Genomic DNA, 18,228 nt, shown 5'->3' on the forward strand with positions numbered 1-18,228 from the left:
CCATAAGCGCTCGCGGATATTCCCGCACTCAGACGACGTAAGGTTAGCGCTTTCGGAATGGAGCACACCATCAGGATACCCAAACAACACCGAGGCAGCTGACCGCCCTGCAAGAAAAGCCACAATACCTACCACGAGTACCATTGCCGCTCCCCAACCGGCGATCCCAACTATTTTGGACGGCCCGCGCCGTTATCTCGCCGCCTGACGTGCGGCCGAATAGCCCCACTGCTTTCGCAACCAGTTTTCATCGCGGGCGGCAGCCAACTATCGGTCTTACTGGTCGCCATTGTGAAAGTCATTGACGAACTTCTCCACAATGAAATCCATTACAAGGCGCACGGCCTCCTGCCGCCGCATGTCCTCGTGGACGATAAGATAGATATCACGCGACAGTTTTTCTGTGTCCACAGGCAGCGCTATCACGCCTTTATCGGCTGCCGCAAAAAATTCAGGCAGCGCGGCGATCCCGAGCCCTTCGCGCACCGCAGCAAGCTGGCTCACCAGATCGTTGCTCCTGAAACCAATGCGGCGGCCATCCGCGAAGTCAAGCAGCCATACCTGCTCCGGTACGTGATTGAGTGCCGCGTGATAAGCAATGAACTGCCATTCCTCCGATGGCCGGCTGATGTAGCCCCGGGCTGCATACAACCCATACGGGACGCTTCCGATTCTGCGGGAAACATAGCTTGGTTCGGTAGGTTGAGTCAGGCGAACGGCAATATCTGCCTCCTGTCTACTAAGCGAAATCATCGGCTGAGTGCCCAGGAGCGTCAGTTCAATCTCGGGATGCCGTAAAACAAGTTCAGCAAAGCGAGGCGCGAGGAAGACGCTCGCGAAAGCGGGCGGTGCACCCACAGTGACTCTCGCTCGCGCTCCCGTCTTACGGCTTCGCACTGCCCTTTCCAATGCATGAGCCTGCGCCTGCATGCCCTCGGCGACGCGCGCCACCTCGCGGCCCGCATCGGTTAGTCGCCAACGCCTCGCAAGACGGTCCACCAACCTTTCTCCCAACGCGTGCTCCAGCGCTGCGATACGCCGCGCGACCGTCGCGTGATCCACCTGCAGCTTGCGCGCCGCACCCGACAGGGTGCCAGCCTCCGCAAGGGCGATGAAATGTCTCATGTCATTCCAGTCGAACATTGGTGCAAATTCTCACAAGTTATGTGAATTCCTTCCGGGTTCCTGGCGTGGGATATCAGTGCTATTTTTTTGCATGTCGATTGACATCTTATCGTGCCCGAGGGGTTGAGTGCATCGGCGCATTGCCGTTCGTCCCCTGACAACGGTAGGAGAGTCCCATGTTTCAAGGAACCGTGTTGATCAGGATTGTTCCCCTTTGTCTCGGTACGTTTGCGCTTGGCATTGACGCCTACATCATGGCGGGCCTGCTCCCCGGCATCGCATCCAGCTTCGATGTGCCTGCAGCCGTGGCTGGGCAAACGGTGACAGTTTTCACCGCGTGCTACGCAATTGCAGCGCCTTTCTTCGGCACGCTGACCGCAGGCAAGCCCGTACGCCGCGTGCTGGGCGCAGCGCTGATTCTCTTCATATTGGCCAACACGCTAAGCGCAATTGCCACCAGTTTCCCGATTTTGCTGCTGTCGCGCGCGCTAGCTGGGGTTGGTGCGGGTCTTTATAGCCCAACCGCCTTTGCCACGGCTGCGAGTATGGTGTCTGCGGAACGACGCGGCCGGGCGCTTGGCCTGGTTGTGGGCGGACTTGCGCTGGGCACGGCCGTGGGCGTACCCAGCGGTCTGGTTATCGCCGTCCACTTTGGCTGGAGAAGCACACTGTGGTTGATCGTGGCGCTAGGCGGGGTCGCACTTGCGGGCGTCATATCCCGCATGCCGAAAACCGCCGCCTCCACAACGCCGTCGCTTCGCCAACGCGTTTCTGTGCTGGCCGATCCGCGTGTCGCCGCCACTATTGCTGTTTCCTTTGTCACGTCTGCCGCGTCGATAGGGCTCTACACCTTTGCAGCCCCGCTGTTGCGTTCAACCAGCGGCGTCACTGATCCGCTGCCCTACCTGTGGGCGTGGAGCCTCGGCGGAGTGGCCGGCATCTATTTGTGCGGGACGCTGATCGACGCCACCGGTCGTCCAGAATCGATGATGTCGCTCGTGCTCGTTCTCATGCTCGCCGTCTTCACACTACTGGGAACGGCGGTGGTACATCGACCCCTGGCTCTCGTCCTGTTCGGCGCCTGGGGCGCCGCTGCATGGTCTTCCCAAGCTCCACAGCAACATCGATTGCTCTCATTGCATCCGGATAAGGGAGGCATCGTGGTCGCTTTACAGAGTTCCGCTCACTACCTCGGTAGCGCTGCTGGCGCAGCACTTGGTGGAATCGCTCTCGCCGCTGGCGTGCGCCTTACTCAACTACCTTTGTTATCCACGGGCCTCATCGTACTGGCCCTGTCAGGACAACTCTGTGTCGCCGCATGGGCCAGATCGGACCTTGCGCGGGCCGCGCGAAATGTTTCCCTCATTGGAAGAGATCTGTCATGAAAGCCATTCAATACCGGACGTTCGGAGGCCCCGAAGTTCTTGAATACGTCGATTTGCCGGAACCCGAGCCGGGCCCCGGCGAAGTGTTGATCGAGACCAGTGCGATCGGCGTCAACTTTCCGGATATCCGGGAGCGCCAAGGCGTTTATAACCGGGCAGAGACGCGTGTCGGCGGTGTGACGCTACCTCAGGTTGGCGGCCTGCAGGTGGTCGGCCGCGTACTGCGCACCGGTACAGAAACGGACGGTCACTTGACCGGACGCAAGGTAATGGCGTTGATGCCTAAAGGAGCATACGCACAAACGACAGTGGCCCGCGCGGATCTGATAGTCGAGCTCGGCGAGGACGCAGACGACATCGCCATGGCGAGCCTGCCTTGTCAGGGGGTTACTGCGTTTCTCGCTTTGCAGGTGTGCACCGTGCTACGGCCGGGCGAAAGCGTGCTTGTCCACGGTGCGAGCGGTGGCGTCGGCAGCCTCGCGGTTCAGATTGCAAGAGTGCTGGGTGCGGGCACGGTAATCGGCACAGCGAGTACAGATGCCCGTCGCGCCTTCGTGCGCAACGTTGGCGCCGACCATGCTATTGCCTACGACTCGCCGCACTGGCCGGAATCCGTCCTGAGCCTTACCGGCGGAAAGGGCGTCGATGTCATCCTCGAAACAATTGGAGGCGACGTGTTCGATCAAAACTTCGCATGCCTCGGCATGCTAGGTCGATGCGTTGTAATTGGCTCCACGCGCGGCCCCGGCGAACCGCTAGCGCCCCGCCGGTTAATGGCAAGGGCACAGACGCTGACCGGGGTCTATCTGCCATCGTTTTTTCAGCGTCCCGATCTTGTCCAGCGTGGTTTGCGCTTCCTTAAAGACGGCGTTGATAACGGCCTGATTCGACCCAGCGTCGGGGCAACGCTTCCGCTCAGTCGCACCGCAGACGCGCACGCCATGCTCGAACGCCGGGAAGCCCAAGGCGTCATCGTCCTCGATCCGAGATATTGAAAGTTCCACCGCGGCACCGGTTTCGACAAATCGCTTCATTGTCATCCGTCGTTAAACGTGATGGGTGAAACATTCTTGATCTCGGGATTCCCTATGAAACGAACCTATATCGCTGCAGCTGCGCTTGCTGGCTTGTGGATCTGCACCGGCCCGTCCCAAGGTGCAGAGAAGGACATATCGGCTGCAAGCGTTGCTTCTGCGCTTCCCCTTTCCGAAAGATCTCTTGAAGATGTAAAGGACCGCTTCCGCCAGTTGACGACGGCGGCGAACCGACACGACGCTCGAGCAATTGAACAGATGTTCTGGGACTCGCCGTCAGCACTGCTAGTCGCTAAAAGCGTCGACGCGGCCGAGGGAAGCTGGGCAGGGTTCTGGGGCCCGGTCGCGGTTGCCCGGAAGCTTCAAGGCATATACGCTGCCGGCACACTCACCCTGTATCCTGACTGGGCGAAAGTAAGGGTCGTCGGCATCTCTTCAACAGTTGCCCAGAGCTATGCTCCGATGAAAATTGCCGTTAGCTACGGTGGTCAGGATCCATCTCCGCGTCCGTTCATCATGATCATCGAATGGCTGAATGTAGACAGCCAGTGGAGAATCGCGTCGGAGATCATACTGCCTGTGCCCTCCCCCTAACTGGCTCTCCCTCTACCTGTGCGCAGACGTGCGGTGTTACGACGGCCAGAGCACAAAAAGATCGGTGATAAGAAAAGACCTCAACGGCTGAGAACGTGAGCGATCGACCCGACACGGCGACGCGACAACGCGCGCAGAGAAAGCTGTGCCAGACGCGAACGATCCCGTCACGCTAGCGATCCAGTCTGTGCCGGCAAGGCGGATGCGTGCGATCCGGAAACCGTTGCGCATGCTCGTCGAGAACAGCCGCATTCAACGCGGCGGCCTCCCATTGAACTCCCAACGCCCCTTCCGCTACCCTGCCGCTTCGTCCCCGATGCCATCAGTGTCTTTCCGACTTGCGACCGAAATCGAGATGTTGTATAAAATCTAAAATTTCGGTACATCATTGATCCCATGAGAAAGTCCAGACAGGAGACGGCCGAAACCCGCCAACGCATTCTCGAAGCTGCGTCCAGCCGCTTCAGGGAAAGCGGCATTGAAGGCACCGCACTCGCCGATCTGATGGCGCAGGCTGGTCTCACGCACGGCGGTTTCTACAAGCATTTTGCATCGAAGGAACAGGTGGTGCTTGAGTCGTTGCAACTGGCCGCCGACTCGCTGCGCGAAACCATGGAGTCTTCCCTGTCGCGCTCGGCCGGCACGCCCGGTCTGAATGCGGCAATCAGCGACTATCTTTCTGCCGGACACCGCGACGATCCGGGCGGCGGCTGCCCTTTCGTTGCGCTCGCGAGCGAACTGGCTCGCGCCAGCGACGAGGTTCGCGACGCGACGACGGAGGGCATCCTGAAGCTGGTCGACTTAATCGCGAACCGTCTTCCCGAACTTCCACGTGCCGCTGCAAGAAAGAAGGCGCTCGTCATACTGTCGACCATGATGGGCGCACTGACCATGTCGCGTATGGTCAACGACGAGCAGCTCTCAGCGGCGATTCTGCGTGAAGCCAAGAAAGCAGTGCTGCAATGACTCCTGCTTCACCTCAGGTGTTCTTCTCCATTGCCGGACCATCGTGCGAAACGTCATCGGTAGGCAGCCGCAGGCGTGCAATCGAGTTCGCCGTCGATGACAGGAACTACTCTGTCCCGCTCTTACAGATCTGCTGCCGTTACCCGCATGCTATAAGCCGCTCAGCGGTAACCACCGGGTTGACGCGATTGCCGGTGGAGGGCTGATCCTTCGGCTCGGGGTCACTCGCACTCGACAGCAGCGGACATTTTTCGAACAGCTCGGCAACCCACTCGACGAAGACGCGGGCTCTAAGCGAAACGTGCCGATTGCGCGGATAAACGGCTATAACCGGAATCGGCCGTGGTCGCCATTTTGAGAGCACTTCAACGAGTTCGCCTGACTCCATGTACTTTGCGAGTACGAACCGGGGAGCCTGCACCAACCCTGCGCCACGAGCACTGCATATCCCACAGGCCTCTTCATCGCTGATAGCAAGCGTTGCAGACATCCCGACTTCAACTGCATCGCCGTTGATGTCGAACATGAAGTTGGTGACCTTTTTGGAGCGTCGCGAGAAGCATTGCACCGAACGGTGCTGCTGGAGATCCTCGACCCGTTGAGGTTCGCCGTACCGGCGAAGATAGTCGGGACTGCATGCCGTAAGCAGCGGCACGTCGCCAAGTCTGCGCCTCACACCATTCCCGTCATCAGGTTCCTCGAAACGGATAGCGCACTCCACGGACTCGTGGGTTGGGTGATGCTGTCCATCATCCAGCGCGATCACCAGTTCGATATCGGGGAACTGTTCGCGGAAATCATCCAGGCGAGGCACGACCACAAGTCTCCCGAGCGTCGTCGGCATCTGCAGGTGGAGTCTCCCTCGTGGTCTGTTTGGTGCGCTCGAAAACAGATCTTCCGCCTCATCGATCTCGGCCAGAATCCGGATGCAGTCCCGATAGTAGTCCGCGCCTTCCGGAGTCAGGCTGAGGCGCCGGGTCGTTCGCTGCATCAGGCGAATCCGAAGATATGCTTCGAGCTTCCCCACGATGATCGACACCGTCGAGCGCGGAAGTCGAAGGGCGTCCGCCGCTTTGGCAAAGCTGTTCAGCTCAACCACCTTGGCAAAGACCTGCATTGACTGAAACCGGTCCATATCGTCTCACTTGCTGCCTTGCGCCGTCCTGGAACCGGCACAAGGCAGAGCACAGCAACAAGTCGTTCTCAGCGGTGCTGAGACAAACGTTCTGAATACCCCGGCTCGATTGAAGCGGAGATCGGATCCCGCCAAAGTCAAAGAGCCAGGATTCTTACCTCGCCGGACCGGCCGCTGGCGACTCATTCTGTGTCACCTTAGCGTCGGAGCGGACATCCCAGCCACCACCCAGCGCACGAAATGCGTCCACGGCAGCGCGCGCGGCATCCGCGCGGGAGCTATCCAGATCGTCACGCGCGACGAGGAGTTGACGGTCCGCGTCCAATACGTCCGTGAGGGTTATGGCGCCCGCCCTGTAGGCGCGTTCGGAGAGATCCCGGGCGCGCGTAAGCGATGTCACTTCACTTTGTAATTCCTGTCTCCGGGCCTCTGTCTGCGTAAGTACTGTGAACGCATTCTCAACGTCCTCCGCAGCCTTGAGGACCACCTGGCGATATATAGCAAGCGCCTCCGCGTTACCGCCCCTCGCCTGCTTGACTTCTGCATCCACCTTCCCGAAGTCGAACAGACGCCACCGTAGCGCCCCTGTACCGATGGGCTGAAACGCCCCTGCGGTAAAGAGGTGGTTGGTGCTCACGCTGTCAAAGCCCAGAGCACCGGACAGCGAGATCTTCGGGTAATAGTCCGAGATCGCCGCGCCAATTCGCTCACTCGAAGCGGCCACTCGCCGCTCTGCCGCGATGACGTCGGGTCGACGTCTCAGCAAGTCCAGTGGACCGACGTTATCGTCGATCCTGGGGATTGCGGGTATGCTGGAGGGGACGGCCAGCTCCTGCGCGTATGTTCCCGGTTGTGCACCCATGAGCACGTCCAGCCGGTTCAGTTGGCCCTCCAGTGCCGTGCGCAGCGTGGGCACGGTGGACCTTCCCTGCTTGAGCAGTGCGTCCGCCTGTGCAATCTCGCGCTCGTCCGCCGCACCCGCGCGACGCCGGACCTTGACCAGTTCAAGCAGATGTGCGTCCGTCTCGATCTGGTCTTGCGCCACCGCGAGCCGGGCCTGAAATCCCCTGATCTGCAGGTAGGCGTCGGCTGCGTCGGCGGCCACGGTAATGCGCGTGCCGAGTTGCTCAGCCTGGGCCGCTTCCGCCTCGTCCCGGGCCGCTGTCGCACTGCGCCGCAAGCCGCCAGCGAGATCAATTTCCCAGCTGGCGGCGGCACCGACGTTGTATTCGCGCTGGTCGCGGCTATAGCCCGGGACCGTTTTCGCGATCGAACCGACCGGACTTTGCAGGCTCTGGTGCTCAGCAGTGACGCTTGCGTCGAAATCGAACGTTGGCAGAAGCTGAGCGCCAGCGCTTGCTGCGACCGCTCTCGCCTGCTGGACGCGGGCAATTGCGGCTTCAAGGTCGAGGTTTTGCGCGAGCGCACGCTGAACCACCGTGACGAGCATCGGGTCGTTAAAGCCCGTCCACCATGTGTCCAGCTGCGCGGCGGCTGTTGTCGCGTGCTGGCTACTGGTCGCAATGCGGTTGTGGAACGAGTTCAGATGTGCTGTTGGCGCCACGTAGTCGGGCCCGACCGCGCAACCGGACACGGCTGTCGCCAAGGCGAGACCGGCGGCAGTGACACAGAGGATCTTTCCCGGCCTTTTGCGTACGGCAAACACGCTGTGTTCAGCGACAATAGAAGAAGTCATGTGCGCTCCTTGCGGCCGACCCTGCGAATAAAGACATAGAAGGCGGGAGTAAACAGCAACCCGAAACAGGTCACGCCCAGCATGCCGAACAGCACTGCCGTACCCAGCGACTGCCTCATTTCGGCACCAGCACCCGTCGCCACAGCGAGCGGCGCGACGCCCAGGATGAAAGCGAAAGATGTCATCAGGATGGGACGTAGCCGCGTACGCGCAGCGTGCACGGCGGCATCGATCGGGCCGGAGCCTTCGTCCTCCTTCTGACGTGCGAACTCGACGATCAGAATTGCGTTTTTCGCAGCGAGACCGACCAGCACGACAAAGCCTATCTGCGCGAGGATATCGATGGGCATGCCACGGGCGATCAGGCCGGTAACCGAGGCCAGAATGCACATCGGTACGATGAGGACGATCGCAAGGGGCAGCTTCCAGCTCTCATACTGCGCGACGAGAACAAGAAAAACGAAGAGAGCCGCCGCACCGAAGACCAGAAGCGTCGGGGTGCCATGTTGCTGCTGCTGGTACGCCAGGTCCGTCCATTCGAAACCAATGCCTTGTGGCAGAACCTCGCGGGCGAGCTCTTCCATGCGATGCAGTGCCGTGCCGGTGGCAACACCCGGCGCTGCGACGCCCTGGACCTCGGCCGCCGGGTACAGGTTGTAGCGCGGTACGCGATAGGGAATCGTACGGTTTTCCATTTGCGCCACCGTGCCGATCGGGACCATTTCACCCGACTGGTTTCGCGCCTTCAGTCGGGTAATGTCCTGCGGGGCATGCCGGAACTGTCCATCAGCCTGAACGATCACCTGATAAGTTCTGCCCAGATAGTTGAAGTCGTTCACATACTGCGAACCCAGATAGACCTGCAGGGTGGAAAACACATCGGTGGGTGTCAGCCCAACCTTTTCTGCTTTCACACGGTCAATATTTGCGAAAACCGATGGTGACCCCGCGTTGAACAGGGTGAAGACCCCAGCAAAACTCGGATCCCTGTTCGCCGCTGCAACAAGCGCATTCGCCGCATGCACGAGCGCCTCCGACCCGAGCCCTGCGCGGTCTTCCAGCATCATCTTGAATCCGCCTGAATTGCCGAGCCCCTGTACAGGTGGCGGCGGAATGGTCAGTACGTATGCGTCCTTGATGACAGACAGGCGTTTGCGCAGATCGGCCAATACCGTGTTCGCTGTCACCCCCGGAAGCTCGTGGTTATAGAGCGACGGCAGCCCCGAGAAAATCGTTCCCGAGTTCGATGCAACGGTCAACGTTGTCGCGTCAAGCCCCACGAACGGGGCAACGTGTTCAATACCGCGCGTGGACAGGATAATGTCAATTGCGTTCCGGACGACTTTCTCGGTACGGTCCAGTGACGCTCCCGGAGGAAGCTGAACCACGGTAATCAGATAGCCTTGATCCTGCTCCGGAATAAAGCCGGTTGGCGTGCGCGAGAATTCGAAACCCGTAATCCCTATCAGCACCACGTAGATCGCAAGAACAACGGTCAGGCCACGAACGAGACGACGTGTGACGTTTCCGTATCCGAACGACAGTTTGTCGAAACCCCGGTTGAAGCGGTCAAAGCCTGCGTGCAGCAGACGCCGCCCAAATCCCGCACGCGACGCGTCGTGTGGCTCGTGTGACTTGAAGAGCACCGCGCAAAGGGCTGGACTGAGAGTAAGCGACACAAAACAGGAGATCACCGTTGACGCGGCGATTGTCACCGCAAACTGGCGAAAGAATAGCCCCGAGATACCGCTCAGAAAGGCAGACGGCACAAAGACCGCACATAGTGTCAGCGCAATGGATAGGAGTGCGCCGCCCACTTCGTCCATGGTCCGGTGCGCGGCCTCGGCTGGCGACATCCCCGAGCGCATATTGCGCTCCACGTTCTCGACCACAACGATCGCGTCATCGACGACAATTCCGACCGCTAGCACGAGGCCAAATAAAGACAGGTTATTGAGCGATATCCCGAACGTCGCAAGCACGATGAAAGACCCGAGCAGTGAGACGGGAATTGCAACGACCGGGATAATCGTGGCACGCCAGTTCTGCAAAAACAGGAAGACGACACCAACAACCAGCAGGATGGCGACGAAGATCGTGACAATTACCTCGTCGACAGACTTGCCGATGAAGATGGTCGGATCGTAAATGATCTTGTAATCCATTCCCGGGGGGAAGTCGTTCTTCAACCCGCGCATGGCGGACAGGACCTGCTGTTCGACCGCAAGCGAGTTAGCGCCCGGCTCCGCATAGATGAGCAAGGTCGACGCATTGTCGCGATCCATGAACGCTGTCGAGCCGTAGTCTGCGGCCCCCACTTCGACACGACCGATATCGCGTATGCGCGTCACTCGTCCCTGAGTGTCGGACTTAACAACCACATCCGAGAATTCCTGCGGTGTTGACAGCCGGCCCAGCGCCTCGACGTTGATCTGATAGGCATCGTTCCCCGCCGTCGGCGGCTGGTTCAGGATACCGGCCGAGACTTGCAGGTTCTGCGCACGCAGTGCCGTGAGCACTTCGCTGGCGTTCATGTTGTTTGCGGCAACCTTGTCCGGATCGATCCAGACACGCATTGCATACTCCCGCGCACCCTGGAACTGCACATCGCCGACACCCTGCAACCGCGCCAACGTATCCTTCACGTGAAGCGTTGCGTAGTTCGAGAGATAAAGCGTGTCACGCGATTTGTCTGGCGAGTAGAGGTGAACGGCCAGAAGAATGCTAGGCGTCGACTTCCGGACCTGAACACCAAGGCGCTGGACATCTTCCGGAAGACGGGGCAATGCATCCTGAACGCGGTTCTGCGTGAGCATCTGTGCAACATTCAGGTCTGTGCCGATACGAAACGTCACGGTGACCGTCAGCCTCCCGTCGCCCGTCGACTGACTGCTCATGTAGAGCATGTTTTCGACGCCGTTGATCTGTTGTTCCAGCGGTGTGGCCACGGTGCGTGCGATTGTTTCCGCGGACGCGCCTGGATATGACGTGGTCACCTGCACGGTGGGCGGAACGATCTCCGGGTACTGGGCGACAGGTAGCACAAACATCGCGCCCAAGCCGATCAGCGTGAGAAATGCGCTGACGACCGTCGCGAAGCGCGGCCTGTCGATAAAGAAATGGGCAATACGCATGGCTTCTCTATCCGCTAGTTCTGTTGAGGCTCATAGCGGATCGCACCAGCGCGCGTCGCCACTTTGGTACCGGGAGCTGCGTAAGGCAGGCCGTCGACAATCACGCGATCGTCGCGTGACAGGCCCGAGCGGATCACGCGCAACCCGCCGCGTATATCGCCGATCTCGACGTGCTTCGGCGCCACCGTTCCGTCAGCGGCAACCGTCATCACGACATGCTCCGACTGGTCTGGCAACACGGACGCGTCCGGCACGAGCAATGTCGGCGTGGGATGCGCGACTGCAAGCCGCACGCGCGAAAACTCGCCGGGCGTAAAGCGCAGGTCGGCATTGGGAACCGTCGCTCGAGCGTGGATTGTTCCACTCGAGCGGTCCAGCACGTTGTCCACGAAATCGAGCGTGCCCTGCCGTGTGTATGTGGTCGAATCGCCCGACGCCAGTTCGACGCGATTCGCGGGCAGTCCTTTCGTGTCGCCGCGATAGCGCGAAAACGACTGGAAATCCGCCTCGCTCATATCGAAGTCGAGGTAGACCGGATCCAGCGAGACGAGCGTCGCGAGCAATGTCGTCGGACTCGTCGCAGCGCGGCTGCCTGCGATCAGATTGCCAACGGAAACGAGATGCCTGCCAATGCGCCCGCTGAACGGTGCGGTGACGCGACAATGATCGAGATCGAAACGGGCGTCCCGGATCTGCGCCGATGCGTCGCCCAGCGCGGCCTGTGCCGCATTCAGTTCAGATGTACGCTGCTCGACGTTCTGCTTCGTGCCGGCGTCATTGCGCTCCAGGTCCTGTGCACGCGCCAGCTCCTGCTTCGCGAGGGTTAGGCGCGCCTCGGCGGTTTGGCGTTGGGCAGTCGCCTGCGCAAGCCGGATCTCGTACGGCACCGGATCGATGGTGAACAGAAGATCGCCTTTTTGAACGATGTCGCCGTCCCGGAAGTGAACGCCCGTGAGCGTCCCGCCCACCTGCGCGCGGAGTTCCACCTGATCGACTGCCGAGAACTGCCCCAGAAACCCAAGTCGCGTGTCGAGATCTCGCAAGAGTGGCTTGCTGACTGACACCTCGTGAGGAGGCACCGGCCGCGCATTGGCGACGCTGCCGCCCCCACCATGCGGGTAGAAAAACCACGCGCCCCCACCCGCAATGATCACAACTGCCGCTGCCACCCACGTTCTCGTGCGAAGCCCCTTTGGCGCACGCCGAGGGCGGCGAACCGTTTCACCGTCATCCACTCTTGTTTTCGTATCCACCTTCAATCACCTTGAAAAGTGTTGCCGTTCGCCCTTTCATGAAATGGCGCCTTCATTGGCCGGCGCAGGAACTGATCGCGCAATGCGGACAGCAACACGATTATTTAGCTTTCATCCGTACTCTAAGTTAAGTTAGATTATCAGTGAAATCCATTTGGTCAAGCGTTTTCAAAAGAGGTCTACACGCCTCATTGAACAAGCATCGATGCATTACAGGCCCAGCGGTGCTTCGGCCGATTATTCGTGCCTGCCGGTAACTGTGTTCGTCGTCAACAGATATATATGGAGAGCCTCATGCGGTACGCTGCACAAGCGGATCGCCTGCGCGATGCATGGCATCGGCGGGAAGAAGAGGCAACACTGGTCGGTTGCGTTTGTACTTTGCGGCGCGAAGGAGCGCTCCTCCATACCGATCCTTCCTTTGTCGCAGCGCACGTTCTCGGACGTGCGTTTTTTTATTGGGCTTAAAGCATGATTGTCGACGAGGCAACGAACGTACTCGCGCGTCAGCGGGCATTGCGCGGCTACAGGCTGCCCCGGCAGGATGTGCTTTCCGACGTTCTGGATCTGGTACGGCTAAGGGGTGAATCGATCGAGGTGTACGAGATCGGCGAGGCCCAATCTAAAGCGTTCGACGCCGGACGCGCCCGCTTCCACTTCGTCGAACACGGCGCGTTCAGACTTGATACCGCGACTAATGATGCCGCGTCCCTGGCCGCAGGCGATCTCGTCCTTCTACCGAGAGGATGCGCGCACGTACTGACGATGGTCGACACACCCGAGTCTGTGGTTGGTCCGCTCCCGGTACCCGTCGATTTACAAAGCTCCAACAGCGGGGCCTTTCGCGTCTTGACCGGCTCATTTCACTTCGAATCGGTTTCAGTCGGCCCGTTGGTTGCTGGTCTTCCGAATGTCATGCACCTTCGCGCCGAGGCATCAGGCACGCCCGAATGGCAACGCGCAATCCTACGGTTCGTGCGGCTGGAGGCGAGCGAGCCGGCGCCTGGCGCTGCCTTGATGATTTCACGCCTGATCGATCTGCTCGTGATACGGAGCTTGCGCGAGTGGGCAACCACTCGTCCGGCCCACACTGGATGGCTTCGGGGTCTCGGCGATGTCCGGCTCGGCCGTGCGCTGGCGGCAATGCACGGCGAGCCGGCGCGGGAATGGAAGCTGGCCGAACTCGCGAAAATCGCGGCCATGTCCAGGTCGCACTTTGCAGAGCGGTTCACCAACGTTGTCGGCGAGCCGCCGCTCCGGTATCTCGCCCGGTGGCGACTCACTCTCGCTGCGGACCTGCTGCGCAACGGCCGTGTGCGGATCAGCGAGGCAGCGTCCGTCGCCGGCTACGGGTCGGACGCCTCGTTCTCACGTGCGTTCAAGGCATGTTTCGGATATTCGCCCCGCGCCGCGCGCGATGGGGGCAATTCGAACTAACGCATGCCCTGGAGCTGAGCTTCAGTCGAAAGCGGTCATGCCACGTTTCACGCCCGGGCGCGCCATGACACACGCGAACCACCGACGAAGTCGCGGATACCCGGTCCAGTCGATCGACGACGACAACGCGGCTACGATAGTGGCGGCAGCAATGTCCGCCAGTGTGAACGACTCCCCCGCCATGAATCGTGCGTTTTCCAGAAACCCTTCGCTCGCAAGAAGCGCGTCGAGGCCGCGTTGTTCCATCAATCGACGCCCCTCGTCGCATCCTTCGTTTCGCAGGAAGAAGGACGCGTGGTTAGGCGCAATCACGTCAGTCACGAAAAACAGGAAGCGTTCTAACGCAAGCGGGGAAGACACATCCTCCTCGAGCGACAACAGCGTTCCTCCTGCCCACTTTGCAAGGTAAAGAAGAATCGCGTTGGACTGCGCAATGACGAGTGATGTGCTCCCCGGCGAGCGAACCTGCAAGACCGGCACTTTTCCAAGCGGATTCAGCGAGAGAAAAGCAGGGGTGCGCTGTTCGCCCGCCCGAAGATCGAGCGCAGCCGTACGATAGGCGATGCCGAGTTCCTCCAATGCAATCGCCACACGCAGGCAGTTACCGGTCCTCGCGCCATACAGGATAACGTCGTCGGGCATCCTCAGGGAGCTGACGTTTCAGGCATGATTACACGCTCGTACTGGCCTCCGGCCGCAGCTTGCCGATATGCTGGCGCATCGATCATCGACCGCGGAAAGATTGGGGCCAACGCGCTCGCGCGATCCAGCAGCTCAACATGGTGCTGTGCCAACTGGAGTTTTGAAGCGCCGAGGTATGCGGCGAATTGTTCGCTCGTCCGCGGTCCGATGATCGGCAGGGAGCCCTTCAGCAAAACCCAGGCGACTGCCACTTCGGACGGCGTAACACCGAGCTCGGCCGCGACCGCAAGTGTGGCATCGACGACCGCTGTACGCTGGGCGGAATTTTCCTGCTGGAATACCGCACCGCCCAGCGCTTCGAGGCGGCCTTTCTCGCCGCGCCGGTATTTGCCCGAGAGCAATCCGCCACCAAGCGGCGACCATGCCACCATCCCTAGACCCAGTGCCTTGCCCGCTGGTATCAACTCGTGTTCGCTCGTCCGCTCGACCAGGCTGTGCTCGAACTGCAAACCGGCTACCGGCGCCCAGCCGCGTAGCTCGGCGATCGTTGACGCCCGCGCGACGCGCCAAGCGGGAAAATCCGATAGCCCGACATACAGGACCTTGCCACTGCGCACGAGGTCGTCGAGACCTCGCATGATCTCGTCCGTCGGTGTGACGCCATCAGAAAAGTGCACCCAGTAGAGATCGATGCGATCCGTTTTTAGCCGCTTGAGGCTTGCCTCGACGGACAGGTGCATCGCGAGCCGGCTGTTGCCCGTCGCCAGAGCCCCCGCGTTGGGCGCGGCTGCCTGGGTGTACTTGGTCGCAATCACGAAGTTATCCCGACGGTCTGAGAGCAGCTTACCGAGAAACTCCTCGGATTCACCAAACTGATACACGTCGGCGCAATCCAGAAAGTTACCGCCCGCGTCCGCGTAGCGGTCGACGATCTCGCGCGCGGCGTCGAGATCTGCTCCGTACCCCCACCGGCCGCCGAAATTGGCTGTACCGAGAACCAGCTCGGATACCCGCAGGCCAGTATGTTGACCGAAGAGACGATATCGCACGTTTACACTCCTTGAGGGGTCGGGAGATACGGAGCCGCCGCAGCCGCCGACGTGTCGGCAGGCGTCAGCGCACGGTTGGTGGTCGAGCCACCGATATAGCGCTCGTAAATTTTCCATCCCGTTGTCGTCTTGCGCAGACGGTCACGCATCGGAGAATACAGCCAGATCGCGGGCAGTCCGCTATCGCTGTGCATCACCTGACCGGCACCCAGTTTCGTCGCATCCTCAGGCGCTGCATGGCGCACCAGCAGATTCTGGTATCGCACGACGACGCCGTCTTCGTCCGCATCGACGATATGATTCGTGGCGTGACGCCCCACGCCAGGTATCAGGTATGGATAGTCGTGCTCGAAGAAGCGTCGGATTTCTGCGTGTCCACGAATCGTTCCGTGAAAGTGGTACGCGACGGCGTCGGGCAGGAACGCGTCGATCATGGCTTCGACGTCCCACGTCTCGAAGAACCAGTTGACGCGATTGACGAAATCGACGGCGCTGGCGCGGTCGTCGGCGCTGACTGCGCTCGTATGTGGAACGGAGGGAAAGGCTGTCATGCAAAATCCTTCAAAGGGAATGCCTATCGGAACAAAGTTGCTCAATATGTGTAATTACACGTGTTATGACAAAAAATTTTAGCGTTCAAAAACGACACTCAACAGACCTGCACGGAGCGCGACGGCCTGTTTGCGACCGACGCCGGCTTCGAACTCCGCCTGCGCTGCTCGCCAGCACGGCTGCGCTTCCAACAGCTTTGCTTTGCCCGCGGAGGACAGTGTGAACGCCAGCGCCGCTTTCGGTCCCTCGGCCGCGCTCGCCAACCACTTTGCCTCCCTGAGAGGCCTGAGCGCACGTACTAACGTTGTCCGCTCCATGACCATCAGATCGGCCAGATCGGCAACTGCGATGCCGGGGTGTTCGTCAACAAGCGCAAGTATCGAAAACTGCGAGATCGAGATACCGACGCTCGACAGATGGCTATCGAAGATACGCGACACATACCGCGCAGCGCGACGCGCAGCCAGACAGTGACACAGATCGGGACCAGTGAGCGAGTTCATGTGTCACATTTTCATGTGCAGTTGCACATTTGTCAACGATGTAGTCGCTCCAAGCCGTCCGAGGACTGCTTTGTGAAGGGTCTCCAGACATCAGCCAGTTTTTCCGTCGCCACACTGCGCCGGCCGGCGCTGCAACATGCTTCGTCCATACAGCATATCGTCCCTGCAAACCCCTCCTAAGCTTTCGGACGCAATGTCATTGAAACCGGACGGTGCGCTATGGGCGGCGTCCCCGCGTCAGGCTACGGTTTGCGTTGGCGTCGCGCTCCCCCTCGGTACAGCCTGTCGATAGGCGAGTGCGATATTTCAACCCCTCCGCGTTCTCACGTTCCTATCATGAAGCCCTACATCCTCCGGCTCTTTGCCGCTTTTGTCGCATCGCTCAGTCTCGTCACTCTTGCATCCGTCGCAGCATGCGGGAGTTCTTCAGCGAGCACCACGGGCACAGTCGTGCTAGTACACGGGGCCTGGGCGGACGGCTCTAGCTGGTCGTCGATCACCCGCGTCCTGCAGGCCCGTGGCTTGAAAGTCGTCGCCGTGCAGCTTCCCCGCACGTCATTAGCGGACGATGCCGCAACCGTCACCCGCACCATCGATGCGCAACAGGGGCCCGTCCTTCTGGTCGGACACTCTTACGGCGGAGCCGTCATTACGCAAGCCGGTATCAATAGGAAGGTTGGCGGTCTCGTTTATGTATCTGCGTTCGCTCCCGGAGACAACCAGTCGGTTTCCGACCTGACGAGCCCGTTCCCAAAGCCGGCCTGGCAGGCAGGTCTGAAAGCAGACGAAGCTGGATTCCTCACCCTCGACACCGACACTTACCTGAGCAGTTTTGCGCCGGATCTTCCGAAAGACACCTCGACTGTGCTCGCCACCGCCCAGGCACCGCTCAATGCGCGCTGTCTTGCCGACAAGGTGTCTCAGGCCGCATGGAAGTCCAAACCGTCGTGGTGGGTTTACGGCGACCAGGACCAGATCATTCCAGCGGCGCTCCAGCAGGCCGAGGCCAAAGCGGTCGGCGCCAGGATTACCTCGATTGCTGGCGCGAGCCATGTAGCCCTGATGTCTCAACCTGACGCAGTGGCCGCGGTGATTCTCGACGCGGCACGAGCCACGGGCGTGCTCTGACTCTTCCAAGAAGACGGGTACGGCGAACTGAAGTTTCGCCATACCCGTCTTCTTGCGCCAGAGCCTCGTTCAGCGCAATCAAATAGATCAACCACGGACAACCTGAAAAAAATGGCCATACGCAAAATTATCACGGTAGCTACGCTGCTTTTGTCCTCATTGTTACTTTCCGCTTGCACAATAACTACATCCAGCAGCCCTGCTGCGCCACAAACCTCATCGGTCAGCGCTTCGCCTGAAAGCATTCGCATGAGTACGGCCGCCGTAGATACCCAGCAGGACCAACATGCCGACGACGCGGAAAAACATAACCTGCAAATTCTTCGCTTTGTGCGGGGGTTTTAGCAAGCAAAGAGAATGCATAGGTCATAGGTGTATGCGGGGACTGCTGTAAAGACAATCGGCTACCTGTGGCCGACAGAGCCTCCGTTCTACTAATTCGTCATCGAGTATCGCGTTAGCAATGTCCTCTTCGATGCGTATTCCGGCGAACGTGATCACGCATTTCGGCGGATCGTGATCATGGATTCCGAATGATCGTGATCACCCGTTTCGGTTGATCGTGATCGCTGATCACAGGTTTCCGAAACGCGTG

General features: G+C 60.0%; 15 protein-coding genes. 6 read left to right on the forward strand and 9 right to left on the reverse strand.

Annotated features, from left to right (window positions below; genetic code table 11):
• Nucleotides 1–276: 276 nt before the first annotated feature.
• A complete protein-coding gene (locus tag ACTJLB_RS32265) occupies nucleotides 277–1,143 on the reverse strand; it encodes a LysR family transcriptional regulator (RefSeq protein ID WP_408426551.1) in 867 nt (288 codons plus the stop codon).
• Nucleotides 1,144–1,301: 158 nt separating this feature from the next.
• On the opposite strand from ACTJLB_RS32265, the gene ACTJLB_RS32270 reads away from it, so the two are divergent.
• The 4 genes from ACTJLB_RS32270 (at nucleotide 1,302) to ACTJLB_RS32285 (ending at nucleotide 5,104) form a co-directional block, all read left to right on the forward strand.
• A complete protein-coding gene (locus ACTJLB_RS32270) occupies nucleotides 1,302–2,510 on the forward strand; it encodes an MFS transporter (protein WP_408426554.1) in 1,209 nt (402 codons plus the stop codon).
• On the forward strand, nucleotides 2,444–3,505 hold the full coding sequence (locus ACTJLB_RS32275) for a quinone oxidoreductase family protein (protein WP_440785652.1): 1,062 nt from the start codon (nucleotides 2,444–2,446) through the stop codon (nucleotides 3,503–3,505). The genes ACTJLB_RS32270 and ACTJLB_RS32275 overlap by 67 nt, the downstream gene beginning before the upstream one ends.
• 93 nt (nucleotides 3,506–3,598) lie before the next feature.
• Nucleotides 3,599–4,138: a hypothetical protein gene (locus tag ACTJLB_RS32280; RefSeq protein ID WP_408426560.1), complete on the forward strand. Its 540-nt coding sequence runs from the start codon at nucleotides 3,599–3,601 to the stop codon at nucleotides 4,136–4,138.
• A gap of 396 nt (nucleotides 4,139–4,534) precedes the next feature.
• Nucleotides 4,535–5,104, forward strand: coding sequence for a TetR/AcrR family transcriptional regulator (locus ACTJLB_RS32285; protein ID WP_408426563.1), 570 nt, complete (start codon nucleotides 4,535–4,537; stop codon nucleotides 5,102–5,104).
• A gap of 139 nt (nucleotides 5,105–5,243) precedes the next feature.
• Here the strand turns inward: ACTJLB_RS32285 and ACTJLB_RS32290 are convergent, their stop codons facing one another.
• From ACTJLB_RS32290 to ACTJLB_RS32305, 4 genes are all read right to left on the reverse strand, one after another.
• Nucleotides 5,244–6,239, reverse strand: coding sequence for a LysR substrate-binding domain-containing protein (locus tag ACTJLB_RS32290; RefSeq protein ID WP_408426565.1), 996 nt, complete (start codon nucleotides 6,237–6,239; stop codon nucleotides 5,244–5,246).
• Between the two features lie 154 nt (nucleotides 6,240–6,393).
• Nucleotides 6,394–7,935 (reverse strand): efflux transporter outer membrane subunit, encoded by a 1,542-nt coding sequence (locus tag ACTJLB_RS32295; RefSeq protein WP_408426567.1) that lies wholly within the window; start codon nucleotides 7,933–7,935, stop codon nucleotides 6,394–6,396.
• The gene (locus tag ACTJLB_RS32300) at nucleotides 7,932–11,069 is read right to left on the reverse strand and encodes an efflux RND transporter permease subunit (protein ID WP_408426570.1); all 3,138 of its coding nucleotides are present in this window, start codon (nucleotides 11,067–11,069) and stop codon (nucleotides 7,932–7,934) included. Before ACTJLB_RS32300 ends, ACTJLB_RS32295 begins: the two co-directional genes overlap by 4 nt.
• 14 nt (nucleotides 11,070–11,083) lie before the next feature.
• On the reverse strand, nucleotides 11,084–12,238 hold the full coding sequence (locus ACTJLB_RS32305) for an efflux RND transporter periplasmic adaptor subunit (RefSeq protein WP_408426573.1): 1,155 nt from the start codon (nucleotides 12,236–12,238) through the stop codon (nucleotides 11,084–11,086).
• 555 nt (nucleotides 12,239–12,793) lie between these two features.
• Here ACTJLB_RS32305 and ACTJLB_RS32310 point away from each other — a divergent pair.
• Nucleotides 12,794–13,759 carry an AraC family transcriptional regulator gene (locus ACTJLB_RS32310; protein ID WP_408426575.1) on the forward strand — a complete coding sequence of 322 codons (966 nt, stop codon included), beginning with the start codon at nucleotides 12,794–12,796 and terminating at the stop codon, nucleotides 13,757–13,759.
• Nucleotides 13,760–13,780: 21 nt separating this feature from the next.
• Here ACTJLB_RS32310 and ACTJLB_RS32315 read toward each other — a convergent pair whose 3' ends face one another.
• The 4 genes from ACTJLB_RS32315 to ACTJLB_RS32330 all read right to left on the reverse strand — a co-directional run bounded on the left by ACTJLB_RS32315 (nucleotide 13,781) and on the right by ACTJLB_RS32330 (nucleotide 16,505).
• Nucleotides 13,781–14,401, reverse strand: a complete 621-nt coding sequence (locus ACTJLB_RS32315; protein WP_408426577.1) for a glutathione S-transferase family protein — start codon at nucleotides 14,399–14,401, stop codon at nucleotides 13,781–13,783.
• A 2-nt stretch (nucleotides 14,402–14,403) separates the two neighbouring features.
• A complete protein-coding gene (locus ACTJLB_RS32320) occupies nucleotides 14,404–15,450 on the reverse strand; it encodes an aldo/keto reductase (protein ID WP_408426580.1) in 1,047 nt (348 codons plus the stop codon).
• A 2-nt stretch (nucleotides 15,451–15,452) separates the two neighbouring features.
• Nucleotides 15,453–16,001: a nuclear transport factor 2 family protein gene (locus ACTJLB_RS32325; RefSeq protein WP_408426582.1), complete on the reverse strand. Its 549-nt coding sequence runs from the start codon at nucleotides 15,999–16,001 to the stop codon at nucleotides 15,453–15,455.
• Between the two features lie 78 nt (nucleotides 16,002–16,079).
• Nucleotides 16,080–16,505, reverse strand: a complete 426-nt coding sequence (locus ACTJLB_RS32330; RefSeq protein ID WP_408426585.1) for a MarR family winged helix-turn-helix transcriptional regulator — start codon at nucleotides 16,503–16,505, stop codon at nucleotides 16,080–16,082.
• A 336-nt stretch (nucleotides 16,506–16,841) separates the two neighbouring features.
• On the opposite strand from ACTJLB_RS32330, the gene ACTJLB_RS32335 reads away from it, so the two are divergent.
• Nucleotides 16,842–17,633: an alpha/beta fold hydrolase gene (locus tag ACTJLB_RS32335; protein WP_408426587.1), complete on the forward strand. Its 792-nt coding sequence runs from the start codon at nucleotides 16,842–16,844 to the stop codon at nucleotides 17,631–17,633.
• Nucleotides 17,634–18,228: the final 595 nt, after the last annotated feature.

Origin of the sequence: Paraburkholderia sp. 22098 (assembly GCF_052045935.1) — a bacterium.
Taxonomy (GTDB): domain Bacteria; phylum Pseudomonadota; class Gammaproteobacteria; order Burkholderiales; family Burkholderiaceae; genus Paraburkholderia; species Paraburkholderia caledonica.

Excerpts from the sequence above, each read along its gene's own strand:
- ACTJLB_RS32270 (WP_408426554.1), top strand. The coding sequence starts at position 1,302 with ATGTTTCAAGGAACCGTGTTGATCAGGATTGTTCCCCTTTGTCTCGGT.
- ACTJLB_RS32285 (WP_408426563.1), top strand. The coding sequence starts at position 4,535 with ATGAGAAAGTCCAGACAGGAGACGGCCGAAACCCGCCAACGCATTCTC.
- ACTJLB_RS32315 (WP_408426577.1), bottom strand. The coding sequence starts at position 14,401 with ATGCCCGACGACGTTATCCTGTATGGCGCGAGGACCGGTAACTGCCTG.
- ACTJLB_RS32330 (WP_408426585.1), bottom strand. The coding sequence starts at position 16,505 with ATGAACTCGCTCACTGGTCCCGATCTGTGTCACTGTCTGGCTGCGCGT.
- ACTJLB_RS32265 (WP_408426551.1), bottom strand. The coding sequence starts at position 1,143 with ATGTTCGACTGGAATGACATGAGACATTTCATCGCCCTTGCGGAGGCT.
- ACTJLB_RS32290 (WP_408426565.1), bottom strand. The coding sequence starts at position 6,239 with ATGGACCGGTTTCAGTCAATGCAGGTCTTTGCCAAGGTGGTTGAGCTG.
- ACTJLB_RS32280 (WP_408426560.1), top strand. The coding sequence starts at position 3,599 with ATGAAACGAACCTATATCGCTGCAGCTGCGCTTGCTGGCTTGTGGATC.
- ACTJLB_RS32295 (WP_408426567.1), bottom strand. The coding sequence starts at position 7,935 with ATGACTTCTTCTATTGTCGCTGAACACAGCGTGTTTGCCGTACGCAAA.
- ACTJLB_RS32300 (WP_408426570.1), bottom strand. The coding sequence starts at position 11,069 with ATGCGTATTGCCCATTTCTTTATCGACAGGCCGCGCTTCGCGACGGTC.
- ACTJLB_RS32335 (WP_408426587.1), top strand. The coding sequence starts at position 16,842 with ATGAAGCCCTACATCCTCCGGCTCTTTGCCGCTTTTGTCGCATCGCTC.
- ACTJLB_RS32275 (WP_440785652.1), top strand. The coding sequence starts at position 2,444 with ATGGGCCAGATCGGACCTTGCGCGGGCCGCGCGAAATGTTTCCCTCAT.
- ACTJLB_RS32325 (WP_408426582.1), bottom strand. The coding sequence starts at position 16,001 with ATGACAGCCTTTCCCTCCGTTCCACATACGAGCGCAGTCAGCGCCGAC.
- ACTJLB_RS32310 (WP_408426575.1), top strand. The coding sequence starts at position 12,794 with ATGATTGTCGACGAGGCAACGAACGTACTCGCGCGTCAGCGGGCATTG.